Consider the following 14,927-nt stretch of genomic DNA (forward strand, 5'->3'; position numbering starts at 1 on the left):
GAGACCCGATGAGCGGCAGCCCCGTGCAGGACGCCTTGACGAGACTGCGCGACGCGGTCGCTCCCGTGGAGTTGCCCCTGGCGCTCCCCGGCGCCGCCGAACAGGTCAAGGCGCGCCGCGAGATCACCGCCCAGCTCGACGACTACATCCTCCCGCGGCTGGCCACCATCGAGGCCCCGCTCCTTGCAGTGGTCGGCGGCTCGACCGGCGCCGGCAAGTCGACGCTGGTCAACTCGCTGGTCGGTCGACGGGTCACGAACCCCGGGGTCATCCGCCCGACGACCAAGGCCCCGGTGCTGATCCACCACCCGGCCGACGCCCCGTGGTTCGAGAGCGACCGCATCCTCCCGGGACTGGCTCGCACGACGCGGCCGTCCAACGACCAGGGCTCGATCCAGCTCGTGGCCGAGCCCACGCTGCCTCGGGGCCTGGCCGTGCTCGACGCGCCCGACGTCGACTCGGTCGTCGAGGAGAACCGACGGCTGGCGGCCCAGCTCCTCGCCGCGGCCGACCTCTGGCTGTTCGTCACCTCGGCCGCGCGCTACGCCGACGCCGTGCCGTGGGAGTTCCTGCTCCACGCCGCCGAGCGCTCGGCCGCCGTGGCCGTGGTCCTCGACCGCATTCCCCCCGCCGCGATGCGGGAGATCCCGCCCCACCTCGGCCAGATGATGACCCAGCGCGGGCTCGGGAACTCACCGCTGTTCGCCGTGCCGGAGACCGCCGTGGACGCCGAGGGCCTGCTGCCCGACGCGGCCGTGTCACCGATCCGTTCGTGGCTCGCGACGCTGGCCCACGACGCGAACTCGCGCCAGGCGGTCGTCTTCCAGACCCTCGACGGCGCGATCGCCGCGCTGGTCGGGCGTACGCCGGCCCTCGCCGACGCCATCGACGACCAGGAGGCGACGCTGGCCCAGTTGCGCGCGGATGCCGACAAGGCGTACGCCGAGGGTGCCCGCTCGATCAACGTCCAGACCGCCGACGGAACGCTGTTGCGCGGCGAGGTGCTGCAGCGCTGGCACGACTTCGTCGGCACCGGCGAGTTCTTCCGCGCCCTCGACGAGAAGGTCGGCTGGCTGCGCGACAAGGTGATGGGCGCGCTGCGCGGCCGCCCGCAGGAGGTCGACAAGGTCACCGTCGCCGTCGAGTCGGGGCTCGAGGCACTGCTCCGCGAGGAGGGCGAGGCCGCGGCCGAGCGTGCCGAGGCCGCGTGGCGCGCCAACCCGGCCGGTCGTGAGCTGCTGACGCGCAGCCGTGAGGACTTGTCGCGCTCGTCGCGCGACTTCGCGCCCGAGGCGGCCAGGGTCATCCGCGACTGGCAGGGAGCCGTGCTCGACCTCGTCTCCGACCAGGGCATGGAGAAGCGATCCCAGGCCCGCTTCCTCGCCCTGGGGGTGAACACGATCGGCCTGGCCCTGATGATCGTGGTGTTCGCCTACACCGGTGGCCTCACCGGCGCCGAGGTCGGCGTCGCGGGAGGAACCTCGGTCCTGGCGCAGCGCGCGCTCGAGGCCGTGTTCGGTGACGACGCCGTACGCAGGCTCGCCAAGCGCGCCAAGGACGACCTGGATGCGCGGGTCGAGGCCCTGATGGCAGCCGAGCTGCGCCGCTACCACGCGCTGTTGGACGGGCTGCAGGTCGAGCCGGAGCGCGCCGAGGCGATCCGCCGCGCGACCGCCGAGGTCGACACCGCCCGTCGCGAGGGCCTGCCCACGGCCACCACCCAGACGATGCTCTCGGGCGGCGAGCAGTCGGCGATCGAGGTCGTGCAGACCCCGTCCCATGCGGCCCCCGGCTACGGCGACCCCGCCGAGATCGCCGCGCCTGCGGCGCCGCAGGCGGAGCCGATCGCCCCGGCCCGAGAGCTGGAGGCCCGGCCGGGCGCGCCCGCGTACGGGACGGAGCCCGTGCGCTCCAACCCGTTCGAGCGGGCGTACGGCTCGTCCGCCCCGGCCGACGAGGAGACCCCCGACATCGTGGATGCGGAGATCGTCGAGGAAGGACCCGGCCGTGGCGCGCGCTGACCGCAAGGACCTCGGCACGCGCCTGCGCGCGCTCCGGGAGGCAGCCGAGAACGCCAACGGGCGGGTCGAGCCCGAGCCGGTGGCGCGCGCGCTCCAGGTGGTGGAGCGCGCCGGACGGCGCCTTGAGGTGTCGGGAGACGCGACCGTCGTCGCCATCGGCGGCGCGACGGGATCGGGCAAGTCGACGACGTTCAACGCGGTCTCCGGCACCGAGCTCGCCGACCCGGGAGTGAAGCGACCCACCACCTCGAAAGCCATGGCCGTGACGTTCGGGGCCGACGCGGCCGACGACCTGATCGAGTTCCTCCAGATCCCGAACCGCCACGCGCTCGAGCCGGGCGACGACTACGCCGCCGGCCTCGAGGGCATGGTGCTGATCGACCTGCCCGACCACGACTCGACCGAGATGGCCCATCGCCAGGAGGTGGACCGCCTCGTGCCGCTGGTCGACATGTTGGTGTGGATCGTCGATCCCCAGAAGTACGCCGACGCCGCCCTTCACGACCGCTATCTGAAGCCGCTGGCGGCGTACGCCGACGTGATGATGGTCGTCCTCAACCAGGTCGACCGTCTCGACGAGCCGGCCCGTGATGCGGCGCTGCGTGACCTGCGGCGCCTCCTCGACTCCGAGGGGCTCGGGAAGGCCGAGATCGCCGCCGTGAGTGCCCGGACGGGTGAGGGGATCGAGGACCTGCGCCGACGGCTCGTCCGGCGCGCGGCCGACAAGCAGATGATGGCGAGGCGGCTCGAGACCGACGTGCGGGAGGCGGCGGCCGAGTTGTCCCGCGAGTCGGGCACGGCGGAGGCCGACCGCGTCTCGAAGGACGCCGCACGTCGGCTGAACGGGGCGCTCGCCACCGCAGCGGGCGTCCCCGTCGTCGCCGAGGCGGTCGGCAACGCGTGGCGCCATCGCGGTGGCATCGCCACGGGATGGCCGGTGCTCGCCTGGGTCGCCCGGTTCCGCCCCGACCCGCTGCGTCGCCTCCACCTCGACCGCCTAGGCGTGGGTGGGGGCCGCAAGGAGATCGATCCGGCGCGCGTGTCCCGGACGTCACTGCCCTCCACGACGACGGTGCAGCAGGCCCGCGTCGACTCGGCGGTGCGTGACCTGTCCGACGAGGTGGCGCAGGGGCTGCCGAAGGGCTGGGCGACCGCGATCCGGGGCGCATCCCGTGCCAACGAGGCGAACATCCCCGACCAGCTCGATCGGGCCATCGCCACCACCGACCTCGGTCTCGACCGGGGCCGCGGGTGGTGGAAGGTCGTCACGGTGCTCCAGTGGCTGTTCTTCCTCACGGCCATCGCGGGCCTGCTGTGGCTCGGAGTCGCCTTCGTGATGCTCTATCTGCAGATGCCGCCGCTGCCCGACGTCAGGCTGTGGGACCTGCCCGCACCCCTGGTCCTGCTCGTGGGCGGAGCTCTCGCCGGCGTGGTGCTGGCCGTCCTGGCCCGGGTGGGGGTCGAGGTCGGCGCCCGCGCCAAGCAGCGCGAGGCGCGCCAGGCGCTCACCGACTCGATCGCCGGCGTCACGCAGGAGCGCATCCTGCGGCCTGTGAACGCCGAGATCGACCGCTATGAGCTGGTGCGGACCAGCCTGGCGCAGGTGCTGCGGAAGTAACTCCTCGTCTCGCTGGCGCTCGCTCGGAGAACGTTCCGGAGTGGGGCCTCGCTCGGAGAACGTTCCGGAGAGGGGCCTCGCTCGGACCACGTCGTCCGAGCGAGGCCCGCGGGGTGCTCAGAACGGTGACGGCGTCACCAGGTCGGCGGGGGAGTCCGGCACCACGCTGAGTCCGGACGCCTCGCTGTCGGCAGTGGCCTCGGCGCCTTCGCCGGACTCCTCCGCCTCCTCACCCTCCTCGGCCTTCTCGGGCTTCACGCGGGTGAAGTGGGTGCTGCCGAACGCCATGTCGTGGCCGACCGAGCGGGCGTCGATCGTGATCGACTCGCGCTGGGCGTTGGTCTGTTCGTCGACCCACGCGGCGACGCTGAGGCGCCCCGTCACGACGACCGGGTCGCCCCGGCGGATGCTGCGGCAGACGTTCGCCGCCAACTGGCGGTAGCACTGCACCGTGACCCAGGTGGTCTCGCCGTCCACCCAGCCGCCGTCGCGCGGGATGCGCGGCGTGTGGGCCAGGCGGAAGTGGGTGCACTCGACGCCGTTGCGGGTCGTGCGGAGGTCGGGGGAGTGGCCGACGCGGCCGGTCATCGTGACCAGGGGTTCCATGGTGTTGTCCTTTCGGGAGTCCTTGCGGCAACCATGGCGGCGGATGCGGAGAACGCGTCACGGCGAGGGGCCACCTGTGGACAGCGCTTCGCGATGGTCCCCGCCTGTGGACAACTCCTCTTGATCGAAAAGACGTAGTTACGTATATTCGTGGTCATGACCCTCGAAGATCGCGTCGCCGCGCTCGAGCAGGCGGTGGCCGCGTTGGCTCACGCGCCCACGCGTGCCCCGTCCGCCACGCCCGACCCCGAGCAGTTCTGGGCGCTCGAGGGCGTCCAGCAGCGCCACCCCGACGGAGCTGTCGTCTATGCGGGATCCCTCGAGGTGCCGGGTCAGGGGCGGGTGCAGTGGCAGTTCGGGAACACCGCCGACCAACTCGCCGAGGTCGACTGGTCGGAGCTCGCGCCCGTCCTCGACGCGCTGGGGCACCCCGCCCGCCTGCGCCTGCTGCAACTGGTGTTCTCCGGCGTGCGGACGACCGCCGAGCTCGCAGCCCAGGAATCGCTCGGGAGCACCGGCCAGATCCACCACCACCTGCGCATCCTCGTGGCTGCCGGCTGGCTGGTGCACCGGTCCCGGGGCACCTACGAGGTCCCAGCCCGGCGGGTCGTCCCCCTGCTCGTCAGCCTGCTCGCGGCTCGCCCCGAGTGAGCTCCGCGCCCCACCCCGAAAAGAAGGAGGAACGATGTCGACCCACCCCCAGCCCGCCGACACCCGATCCGCGACGACCGCGTCCCGGGTCCCCACCCGCTTCGTCTGGCCCCTGGTGGCCGTGGGGCTCGCGCTCGGTCTCCTCGCGGCCTGGCTGGTGCCGCTGACGTCCCTGGGCCAGTTGCGCGGCGAGAACGGCGATCCCACCCTCGCCGCCCGGGCGCGCGCCGCGCTCGGCGACCCCCGCGGCTTCGATTCCGTCGACGTCGCCGAGGTGCGCGGCGGGCGCGTCACCACCGCGACGCTCGGCCCGCAGCGCGGGCGGTTCGAGCCCGGATCGATCACCAAGACCTTCACCGCCCACCTGTTCGCCGACGCCGTGGCCCGGGGGGAGGTGGCGTACGCCGACCCCCTCGAGAAGCACCTCCCCGAGCTCAGGGGCACCCCCGCCGGGAATGTCACGCTCGAGGCGCTCGCGACCCAGCGTTCGGGCCTGCCACGGGAGCCGCTGTCGAGGCTCCCGTCAGTCCTCAAGCACAACGTCGCGTTGAACGACCCCTTCGACGGCTACACGCGCGACCGGCTCGTCACCGAGGCGCGCACCATGACGCTGACGAAACCGGGGGAGTACGCGTACTCCAACGTCGGCGCCTCGCTGCTCGGCCACGCGCTCGCCGCCGCGGCGCGCCAGCCGGACTGGGCGTCGCTCGCCCGCGTACGCCTGTTCGAGCCGCTCGGCATGACGGCCACGACCATCGCGACGACCGACGCCGAGGTGCCGGGCGACGCGGCGCAGGGGCGCTCGACCAACGGCCTTCCCGCAGACCCGTGGACCAGCCCGGGCGACGCGCCCGCAGGGGCGAGCAGCTGGACGACCGCCGCCGACATGGGGAAGTTCGCCCAAGCGATCCTGGAGGGACGTGCGCCCGGCATGGAGGCGCTCGACCCGCGCGCGCCCGCCGGCAAACAGCGCATCGGCCTGTTCTGGATGAACCGCGAGACCGACGGCCGGCGCCTCGTCTGGCACAACGGCAGCACGGGCGGCTCGGCCAGCATGATGGTGCTCGACCCGGCCGCGAAATCCGCCGTCGTCATGCTCGGAACGTCCAGGCGGGGGCCGGAGTCGGGGGCGAACGCGCTCCTCACGGGGAAGCCCAACACCGACAGACCGGACGTGCCCTGGGTGGGGTACGCCCTGGTGGTCGCCTCGGTCCTCATGGCCGCCCAGCTCATCGGCAGACTGCTGCGACCGCGGTCGCGGACCCGCTGGATCGAGCCCGCGCTGAGCGCCGCCGGTGTGTTGCTCGTGACCTGGCGACTCGGTCCGTGGGACACGATCCCGAGCGCCGTGGTCGGCGCCCTCGCCGGCGTGCTCGTCGGGGGTGTCGTCGCGGGGATCCTGCAGTCGCCGCGGCTGCCGTGGACCGGACCGGGTCGCGTACGCGCGTGGCTCGCCGTGACCACGTCGGCGCTCGTGGTCGCCCTCGTGCTCGCGCTCGTGGTGGGGTGACGGGCTGGCATACTGGGGCGCGCTTCGAAATGCACGTCTACCGCGAAGGTTGAGGCTCCATGCCAGAGTTCGTCTACACCATGTCCAACGTCCGCAAGGCGGTCGGTGACAAGGTGATTCTCGACAACGTCACCATGTCGTTCTACGAGGGCGCCAAGATCGGCGTCGTCGGCCCCAACGGCGCCGGCAAGTCCACGATGCTCAAGGTCATGGCCGGCCTCGAGAAGGCCAACAACGGCGACACCCAGCTCGGCAAGGGGAAGACGGTCGGCATCCTGCTGCAGGAGCCGCCGCTGACCGAGGGCAGGACGGTGCTCGAGAACATCGAGGAGGCCGTCGGCGAGATCAAGGCGAAGATGAACCGGTTCAACGAGATCGGCGAGCTGATGGCCGATCCCGACGCCGACTTCGACGCGCTGATGGCCGAGATGGGTGACCTCCAGACCGACCTCGACGCCGCCAACGCCTGGGACGTCGACTCCCAGCTCGAGCAGGCCATGGACGCCCTGCGCTGCCCGCCGCCGGACGCGATCGTCGACGTCCTCTCGGGCGGCGAGCGCCGCCGCGTCGCGCTGTGCAAGCTGCTGCTGCAGCAGCCCGACCTCCTGCTGCTCGACGAGCCCACCAACCACCTCGACGCCGAGTCGGTGAACTGGCTGGAGGGCCACCTGAAGGCCTACCCGGGCGCCGTCCTCGCCGTGACGCACGATCGCTACTTCCTCGACAACGTCGCCCAGTGGATCTGCGAGATCGACCGCGGTCGCCTCCACCCCTACGAGGGCAACTATTCGACCTATCTCGAGACCAAGCGCAAGCGCCTCCAGGTCGAGGGCCAGAAGGACGCCAAGCGCGCCAAGATCCTCGAACAGGAGCTCGAGTGGGTGCGCTCGAGCCCGAAGGCCCGCCAGGCCAAGAACAAGGCGCGCCTCGCCCGCTATGAGGAGATGGCCGCCGAGGCCGAGCGCAACCGCAAGCTCGACGTGTCGGAGATCAACATCCCGCCGGGCCCCCGCCTCGGCACCGACGTGCTGAAGGTCGACGACCTCCACAAGGGCTTCGGCGACCGGACGCTCATCGACGGACTGGACTTCGACCTGCCGCGGTCCGGCATCGTCGGCATCATCGGCCCCAACGGCGTCGGCAAGTCGACGCTGTTCAAGATGATCATCGGCGAGGAACAGCCCGACTCGGGTTCGCTCGAACTCGGCAAGACCGTGTCGATCTCCTATGTCGACCAGAGTCGCGGTGGCCTCGACCCGAAGAAGAACGTGTGGGAGGTCGTCTCCGACGGGCTCGACCACATCAAGGTCGCGAACTTCGAGATCCCATCGCGCGCCTATGTGGCGTCGTTCGGCTTCAAGGGCCCCGACCAGCAGAAGCCCTCGGGCGTGCTGTCGGGCGGCGAGCGCAACCGCCTGAACCTGGCGCTGACGCTGAAGATGGGCGGCAACCTGCTGCTCCTCGACGAGCCGACCAACGACCTCGACGTCGAGACCCTGCAGTCGCTCGAAGATGCCCTGCTCGAGTTCCCCGGCTGCGCCGTCGTGATCTCCCACGATCGCTGGTTCCTCGACCGCGTGGCCACCCACATCCTCGCGTGGGAAGGCGATTCCGAGAACCAGGCGAAGTGGTATTGGTTCGAGGGCAACTTCGCCGACTACGAGAAGAACAAGATCGAGCGGCTGGGTGCCGAGGCCGCGCGTCCCCACGCGACGACACACCGCCGCCTGACGCGCGACTGAGTCGGCGGCGCGCCCGTCAGCGACGCCGGGCGCGCCAGAACCGCAGGAAGGCCGTGATGGTCAGCCACTGCCAGATGAGTACGCCGCTCAGCCCCAGGGTGAACAGCGCCAGCGGAATGCGCCAGAGGTAGGACAGGGCGGTGGCGCCGAACGACGCGTGGAACGGTGGCATGCGCAGCCCCACCGCGGCGAGGCCGACGATCGGCATGCCGACCGCCATCGGCAGGGCGAACACCAACCAGAACGCGATCTGCGTCCAATAGAGCGCGCGCATCCACCCGCCGTCGTGCTCGAAGTCCTGCACCTTCGCGTCGCCACCACGCCCGAGCAACACCGTGTCGTCGGGGCGGAACTCGGCCCTGACGACGATGCGGTGCCACCAGCCGTCGCTCCGTCGAGCCACGTGGATGCTCAGATTCCCTTGCCGGCCAGCAGTTCCGCGAGGGTCAGTGCGCTGCGCCCCTCGAGTTCCTCGAGTTGGAGGCGGCACGAGAACCCGTCGGCCAGGATGATGGCGTCCGGTCCGGCGGCCCGCACCGCCGGCAGCAGGTCGTGTTCCGCCACTTTCACCGACACCTCGTAGTGGCCCTCCTCCACGCCGAAGTTGCCGGCGAGGCCGCAGCACCCGCCGACGGTGACGACGGTGGCCCCCGTGCGCTTCAGCAGGGCCTCATCGGTCTTCCAGCCGAGGACGGACGCGTGGTGGCAGTGGGGCTGGGCGACGACGGTGCGGCCCGTGAGGTCGGGGAGCGGCAGGTCGGCCACGCGTCCGATCAGTTCGGCGAGCGTGAGGATGCCGGCGGCGACCTGCGGCACCCGTGCGTCGTCGGGCAGCAGCTCGAGGGCGTCGGTGCGCCACACGGCCAGGCAGGACGGCTCGACACCGATGACCGGGATTCCCTGTTCCACCAGCGGATGAAGGATGTCGAGGGCGTGCCGCAACTGCTTGCGGGCACCCTCGCGCTGGCCCGTGGAGATCCACGTCAGGCCGCAGCAGGCCTGCTGGTCGAGGAACCGCGGGGCGAAGCCCGCACCCACCAGCACGTCGAGCATGGCCTGCAGGCCCTCGTGCTCGAAGCAGTCGGAGAACGAGTCGACCCAGACGACCACGGGCGTCCCGGAGGCGGCGGGCGCCTGCGCAGTGGCGCTGTTGCGCCCGGAGGCGAAGCGGGGAAGGGATCGCCGCTGGTCGACCCCCGCGCCCCACTTCAGGACGTTGCGTACGCCGGGAACCACGCCGGCGAGGTTCACCAGCGGACCGAGGCGCAGCCGCGAGACGAGGCGGCCCCATCGAGGCAGCATGCCGAGCGCGTAATGGGAGCGGGGACGCGGCCGGCCCGCGTACGCCTTGTCCAGGGCGATGGACTTGTACGCGGCCATGTCGATGCCGGTGGGACAGTCGCGGTGGCATCCCTTGCAGGACAGGCAGAGGTCGAGCGCCTCGTGGACCTCGGGAGAGTCCCAGCCCTGCACGATGTCGCCGTTCACCATCTCCTGCAGCACGCGCGCGCGACCCCGGGTCGAGTCCTTCTCGTCGCCGGTGGCCTGATAGCTCGGGCACATGATGCCGCCCGAGGCGGTGGTGTCGGCGAGGCACTTGCCGACACCCGAGCACTGGTGGACCTGCTCGACGAAGACGGGATCGCTGCGGAACAGGGGGGTGCGCCGGAGCTGCGGCACGCGGAGGTCGGCGTCCACCGGGCGGGGGTCGACCAGCACGCCGGGGTTGAGGAGGTTGGCCGGGTCGAAGATCTCCCTGACCCGCCCCATCAGGGCGATGGCCTGGGGTGAATACATCTTCGGCAGCAGCGCCGAGCGCGCGCGGCCGTCGCCGTGCTCGCCGGACATCGAGCCGCCATAGCCCGCGACGAGTTCGGCCGCCTCCTCCACGAAAGCCTTGTACGCCTGGGATCCACCGTCGGCGTCGAGCGGGAAGTCGATGCGGCAGTGCACGCAGCCGTCGCCGAAGTGACCGTAGGGCAGCCCCTGCAGGGAGTGCTTGCGCAGCAGGGCGTCGAAGTCGCGCAGGTAGGCACCCAGCTTCTCCGGCGGGACGGCCGCGTCCTCCCACCCGCCGTACGCGGGCCGCTCCAGTGAGACGCCGGCCAGACCGGCGCCGTCCTCGCGGATCTTCCACAGGGCAAGGGCTTCGGCGGGGTCGTCGACCACCCGACCCTCGAGCGGGTTGGCATCGGCGAGGAGGGCGTCGGCGCGCTCGCGCAGGCGGACGGGGTCGTCGTCGACGAGCTCGACGAACATCCACCCGTCGCCCGCGGGCAGCGGCGGCACGGCCGCCGGCCCCTTCGCCTTCGCCACGACGTCGACGATGCGTCGATCGATGCCCTCGGCCGCGGTGGGTCGGTGGCGGGCCAGCACGACGGCGTCATCGCCCGCGTCGGCCATGGTGGCGTAGCCCAGCGCCACCATCGCCTTGTGGGGGGCGTCGGCGACCAGGCGTACGGTCACCTCGGTCATGGTGACGAGGGTGCCCTCGGTCCCGGACAGGAAGCGAGCGACGTCGAATCCGTTCTCGGGCAGGAGATGCTCGAGGGAATAGCCGGACACCTGGCGCCCGAAGCGGCCGAACTCGGTGCGGATCAGTGCGAGGTTCTCGTCGACGAGCGTCCGCAGCCGGTCGAGCGTGGGGGAGTCGGGCGCCGGCTGGCCCGAGGTGACGGTGAGCCGCTCGCCGTTGCCGCACACGACGTCCAGCGAGACGACGTTGTCGGCGGTGCGCCCGTATCCCATGGCGCGCGGGCCGCAGGCGTTGTTGCCCACCATGCCGCCGATGGTGCAGCGGGTGTGGGTGGACGGGTCAGGGCCGAAGCGCAGGCCGTGGGGGGCGGCGGCCTTCTGCAGCGCGGCCTGGACCACGCCCGGCTGGACCGTCGCTGTGCGCGACACCGGGTCGATCGCCAGCACGGCGTTCAGGTGGCGTCTCAGATCGATCACGAGCCCCGGCCCGACGGCGTTTCCCGCGCACGAGGTGCCGGCTCCGCGGGCGGTGATCGGGGTCGCCGTCTCGCGCGCGAGGTCGACGAGGGATTCGAGTTCGGCGCGCGTCCTGGGGAATCCCACCATGGCGGGCGGCACGCGATAGAGCGAGGCGTCGGACGCGTACAGCGCCCGCACGAGGGCCGAACTGTCCACGACGCCGGCGAGGTCGCGTTCGGCCCGGACCGCCAGCGCCGCGGCGCTCCCGCCGGTCGAGGGGGCGTACGCGGTGGGGGAGTCGAGGGCGCTCATGGGGTCAGTCTGCCAAACGGGCCGAGGTCAGACGTCCACGTCCAGCACCGACTGGAAGGCCCGCCCGATGGCTCGGAAGTCGTCGGCGCCCACGGCCTCGACGAAGATGCGGCGCACGCTCTCCACGTGGGTCGGGGCGGCCGAGCGCAGCAGTTCGAAACCGGTGGGGGTCAGGTGGGCCCACACGCCACGCCGGTCATCGCCACACGAGATGCGTTCGACGAGGTTCTGCTTCTCCATGCGGGCGACCGTATGGGTCAGGCGGGAGCGCGACTGGTGGACGCGGGCGGCGAGGTCCGACATGCGCAGGCGCCGCTCGGGCGCCTCCTCCAGGCACACGAGGATCTCGTACTCGCCCAGGTCGATCCCGAAACCGCGCAGGTCGGAATCGAGGACCTCGTTGATCCGCGCTGCGGCAAGCAGGTAGGTCCTCCAGATGCGCTGCTGTTCCTGGTTCAGCCAGCGAGCCTTGACACGTTCCACCACGGACACATCCTACGGGGTGTTGAAGTTTCAATAGTTCGGTGTTACGTTCTGGGACGAGCAGGCGTGCCGCCCAATTCCCCCGAGGTGGCGCGCCTGCTCTTCGATTATGGTCAGTGGGTCAAGTGTCACAAGGTGCGGACGTGGCTGGCCAGACTGCGTACTGACCAGTAGCCTGTGCCGAAGGTCACAGTCGCCCATCGGTCGTGGCCAGGTCAGTCTCAACTGGACGAGACTCAAGTAACCTTGCGGCACGCCAGCGCCGGCGCCGCGCACGATTCGGAGGACCCATGAGAGTCGACAAGCACCTTCCCGACCGGAGCACGCTTGACGCGCTGCTGGACGACAGGGCCAGGAGCGTCGGCGCGATGCTCCAGCGGCGCCTCGACGAGAACGGTGACCGTGAGGCGTTCCGCTACCCCGACGCCAACGAGCAGTGGCAGCGCCTGACGTGGCGGCAGGTGGGGGAGATCACCCACGACCTCGCCGCCGGCATGCTCGCGCTCGGTCTCCAGCAGGAGGAGCGCGTCGCCATCGCGTCGACGACCCGCATCGAGTGGATCCTCGCGGACCTCGCGGTGATGTGTGCGGGTGGCGCCACCACGACGGTCTACCCCACGACGCAGCACGACGACTTCTCGTTCATCCTCGACGACTCCGACTCCCGCATCGCCATCATCGAGGACGGTGAGCAGCTCCAGAAGTTGCTGCGCCATGAGGAGATCTTCGACAGCCTCCTGGGCGTCGTGATGATCGACGGTGACTCCGAGATGGACAAGGTCCATTCGTGGCAGGCCTTCCGTGAGCTGGGGGCGGCCTACCTGGCGGAGCACCCCGAGGCGGTGCGCGACGCGATCGCGGCGACCGAGCCGGAGTCGCTGTCGACGCTCATCTACACCTCTGGCACCACGGGGCGCCCCAAGGGCGTGCGTCTGACCCATGATGCGTGGGCCTACGAAGGTCGCTCGGTCGAGGTGTTCGACCTGCTCGACGCCGACGACGTCCACTATCTGTGGCTCCCGCTCTCGCACGTGTTCGGCAAGTGCCTGGTCGCCATCCAGCTCCAGATCGGCTTCACCACCGCGGTCGACGGACGGATCGAGCGCATCGTCGAGAACCTCGGCACCGTCCGCCCGACCTGGATGGCCGGCGCCCCGCGCATCTTTGAGAAGGTCCGCGCGAAGGTGATGATGAGCAGCGCCACCGGTGTGAAGAACAAGATCGCACGCTGGGCCTTCCACGTGGGCCACCAGTCGATTCCCTACCGCCTCGATGGCCGGCCCATGCCGAAGGCGCTCGCGGCCCAGTACGCGCTGGCCGACAAGCTCGTCTTCTCCAAGCTGAAGGAGAAGCTGGGCGGAAACCTGCGCTTCATGGTGTCGGGCTCGGCGAAGCTCAGCAAGCAGGTGCAGGACTGGTTCTTCGCGGCCGGCATCCTCGTGTTCGAGGGCTACGGCATGACCGAGACGTCCGCCGTCACGTTCCTGAACGACCCGCGGGAGCCGGTGTTCGGCAGCGTCGGCCAGACGATGCCCGGCACGACCTGCCGCATCGCCGAGGACGGCGAGGTCCTGGTCAAGGGCCCCGGCATCATGAAGGGCTACCACAACCTGCCCGAGCTGAACGACGAGATCTTCACCGACGGGTGGATGCACACGGGCGACATCGGCGAGCTCGACGCCGACGGCAACCTGCGCATCACCGATCGCAAGAAGGACCTCATCAAGACCTCGGGTGGCAAATACGTCGCCCCCCAGAAGGTCGAGGGTGCGCTCGTCGCGAACTGCCCCTACATCTCGCAGGTGGTCGCGTACGGCGAGGGCCGCAAATATGTCTCCGCGCTCATCTCGCTCGACCCCGAGTCGCTGCGCGGCTGGGCCGACCACCACGCGGGCGGCTCGCTGAAGGCGCTGTCGGACGCCGACCTGCTCGAGCACGACGAGACCAGGGCGATGGTGCAGCGCTATGTCGACGTCGCCAACGAGCGCCTCGAGCGGTGGGAGACGGTGAAGCGATTCGCGATCCTGCCGGGCGAGCTCAACGTCGACGACGGCACCACGACGCCTTCGCTGAAGATCCGGCGCGGCCAGGTCGCCGAGAAGTACGCCCACCTCGTGGAATCGCTGTACGACAAGGAAGACTGATCGACCGTTGCCCGTCTTCGACATCCCCACCCGGTGGGGTGACATGGATGCCCAGTCCCACATCAACAACGCGACCTTCGTCGAATACCTGCAGGAGGCCCGCACCGAGCTCCTGCTCTCCGGGCCCAATGCGGCCATGCTGGGCGGCGGCGTGGTCGTCGCCGGCCACCGCGTCGAATACCTGCGACCGGTCAACCACGGGGAGCGCGTGCGGGCCCGCGTCGTGGTCGACGCCCTCGGCGCGGCGCGGTTCTCGCTGGCGTACGAGCTCGTCGTCGGCGACGGTGACGTCGCCGACGCACCGGTGGCCGTGCGGGCGCGCACGGTCCTCGTGCCGTTCGACCTCGAGGCCGACCGCATCCGTCGGCTGACCCCGGACGAGCGCGCCCATTTCGCGTCCCTGCAGGAATCGGCGGAGCCGATGCGTGACCTCCCGAAGGTCGTCGCCGCCGCTCACGACGCCCATGTGCAGCCCATCCGCGTGCGCTGGGGCGACCTCGACTCCTACGGCCACGTGAACAACGTGCGGGCGTACGACTACGTGCAGGAGGCGCGCATCGCGATGATGGACGCCGTCGATCCGGACGGCGGCGTACGCTCGGCCGACCACCTGTGGCTGGTCGTGCGTCAGGACGTCGATTATCTTGCCCAGCTGCGATTCCGGCGTGAGCCGTACGCGGCCCGGACCGTCGTGGCGAAGGTCGGGACGACCTCGCTGACGCTCGCGTGTGACGTGGTCGACGAGGACACCGGCGAGGTGTTCCACCGGGCCCGCACGGTGCTCGTGTGCGCCGACCGCGACGGGCGCCCGACCCGGGTGCCGGACGCCTTCGCCACGCACGCGGCGCGCTGGACGGTGTGAGCGTTCAGGCCGCCAGGCGTCGCGTTGGCTGAGCGAGCGCCAGC

The 14,927-nt window shown here is 71.0% G+C and carries 11 protein-coding genes; 7 read left to right on the forward strand and 4 right to left on the reverse strand.

Translation table 11 applies throughout. From position 1 onward, the window contains the following. Positions 1-8: 8 nt before the first annotated feature. Positions 9-2,021: a GTPase family protein gene (locus ACYVAG_RS04290; protein ID WP_460767029.1), complete on the forward strand. Its 2,013-nt coding sequence runs from the start codon at positions 9-11 to the stop codon at positions 2,019-2,021. After that, positions 2,008-3,639: a P-loop NTPase family protein gene (locus tag ACYVAG_RS04295; RefSeq protein WP_460767032.1), complete on the forward strand. Its 1,632-nt coding sequence runs from the start codon at positions 2,008-2,010 to the stop codon at positions 3,637-3,639. The genes ACYVAG_RS04290 and ACYVAG_RS04295 overlap by 14 nt, the downstream gene beginning before the upstream one ends. Positions 3,640-3,756: 117 nt before the next feature. Here the strand turns inward: ACYVAG_RS04295 and ACYVAG_RS04300 are convergent, their stop codons facing one another. Further along, on the reverse strand, positions 3,757-4,245 hold the full coding sequence (locus ACYVAG_RS04300) for a single-stranded DNA-binding protein (protein WP_460767035.1): 489 nt from the start codon (positions 4,243-4,245) through the stop codon (positions 3,757-3,759). A gap of 156 nt (positions 4,246-4,401) precedes the next feature. Here ACYVAG_RS04300 and ACYVAG_RS04305 point away from each other — a divergent pair, with 156 nt between their 5' ends. From ACYVAG_RS04305 to ettA, 3 genes are read left to right on the forward strand one after another with little or no spacing between them, the layout of a single operon-like run. After that, entirely contained in the window at positions 4,402-4,896 is a 495-nt protein-coding gene (locus ACYVAG_RS04305; RefSeq protein ID WP_460767038.1) for an ArsR/SmtB family transcription factor, read from the forward strand. A gap of 34 nt (positions 4,897-4,930) precedes the next feature. Further along, entirely contained in the window at positions 4,931-6,406 is a 1,476-nt protein-coding gene (locus tag ACYVAG_RS04310; protein ID WP_460767040.1) for a serine hydrolase domain-containing protein, read from the forward strand. A 59-nt stretch (positions 6,407-6,465) separates the two neighbouring features. Then, the gene (gene ettA / locus ACYVAG_RS04315) at positions 6,466-8,148 is read left to right on the forward strand and encodes an energy-dependent translational throttle protein EttA (RefSeq protein ID WP_460767043.1); all 1,683 of its coding nucleotides are present in this window, start codon (positions 6,466-6,468) and stop codon (positions 8,146-8,148) included. 16 nt (positions 8,149-8,164) lie between these two features. Here the strand turns inward: ettA and ACYVAG_RS04320 are convergent, their stop codons facing one another. From ACYVAG_RS04320 to ACYVAG_RS04330, 3 genes are read right to left on the reverse strand one after another with little or no spacing between them, the layout of a single operon-like run. Beyond that, positions 8,165-8,551: a hypothetical protein gene (locus ACYVAG_RS04320; RefSeq protein ID WP_460767046.1), complete on the reverse strand. Its 387-nt coding sequence runs from the start codon at positions 8,549-8,551 to the stop codon at positions 8,165-8,167. Between the two features lie 8 nt (positions 8,552-8,559). Continuing rightward, a complete protein-coding gene (locus tag ACYVAG_RS04325; protein ID WP_460767048.1) occupies positions 8,560-11,394 on the reverse strand; it encodes an FAD-binding and (Fe-S)-binding domain-containing protein in 2,835 nt (944 codons plus the stop codon). A 27-nt stretch (positions 11,395-11,421) separates the two neighbouring features. Beyond that, complete coding sequence (locus tag ACYVAG_RS04330; RefSeq protein ID WP_460767051.1) at positions 11,422-11,880, reverse strand: MarR family winged helix-turn-helix transcriptional regulator; 459 nt, start codon at positions 11,878-11,880, stop codon at positions 11,422-11,424. Positions 11,881-12,167: 287 nt separating this feature from the next. Here ACYVAG_RS04330 and ACYVAG_RS04335 point away from each other — a divergent pair, with 287 nt between their 5' ends. Continuing rightward, the gene (locus ACYVAG_RS04335) at positions 12,168-14,021 is read left to right on the forward strand and encodes an AMP-dependent synthetase/ligase (protein WP_460767053.1); all 1,854 of its coding nucleotides are present in this window, start codon (positions 12,168-12,170) and stop codon (positions 14,019-14,021) included. Positions 14,022-14,028: 7 nt separating this feature from the next. After that, positions 14,029-14,883: an acyl-CoA thioesterase gene (locus ACYVAG_RS04340; RefSeq protein ID WP_460767056.1), complete on the forward strand. Its 855-nt coding sequence runs from the start codon at positions 14,029-14,031 to the stop codon at positions 14,881-14,883. Positions 14,884-14,927 lie beyond the last annotated feature (44 nt).

Source organism: Mariniluteicoccus flavus (assembly GCF_054776655.1).

What these genes read in the sequence shown, in the direction of transcription:
- ACYVAG_RS04325 (WP_460767048.1), bottom strand. Translation starts at nt 11,394, where the DNA reads ATGAGCGCCCTCGACTCCCCCACCGCGTACGCCCCCTCGACCGGCGGG.
- ACYVAG_RS04335 (WP_460767053.1), top strand. Translation starts at nt 12,168, where the DNA reads ATGAGAGTCGACAAGCACCTTCCCGACCGGAGCACGCTTGACGCGCTG.
- ACYVAG_RS04300 (WP_460767035.1), bottom strand. Translation starts at nt 4,245, where the DNA reads ATGGAACCCCTGGTCACGATGACCGGCCGCGTCGGCCACTCCCCCGAC.
- ettA (WP_460767043.1), top strand. Translation starts at nt 6,466, where the DNA reads ATGCCAGAGTTCGTCTACACCATGTCCAACGTCCGCAAGGCGGTCGGT.
- ACYVAG_RS04290 (WP_460767029.1), top strand. Translation starts at nt 9, where the DNA reads ATGAGCGGCAGCCCCGTGCAGGACGCCTTGACGAGACTGCGCGACGCG.
- ACYVAG_RS04310 (WP_460767040.1), top strand. Translation starts at nt 4,931, where the DNA reads ATGTCGACCCACCCCCAGCCCGCCGACACCCGATCCGCGACGACCGCG.
- ACYVAG_RS04305 (WP_460767038.1), top strand. Translation starts at nt 4,402, where the DNA reads ATGACCCTCGAAGATCGCGTCGCCGCGCTCGAGCAGGCGGTGGCCGCG.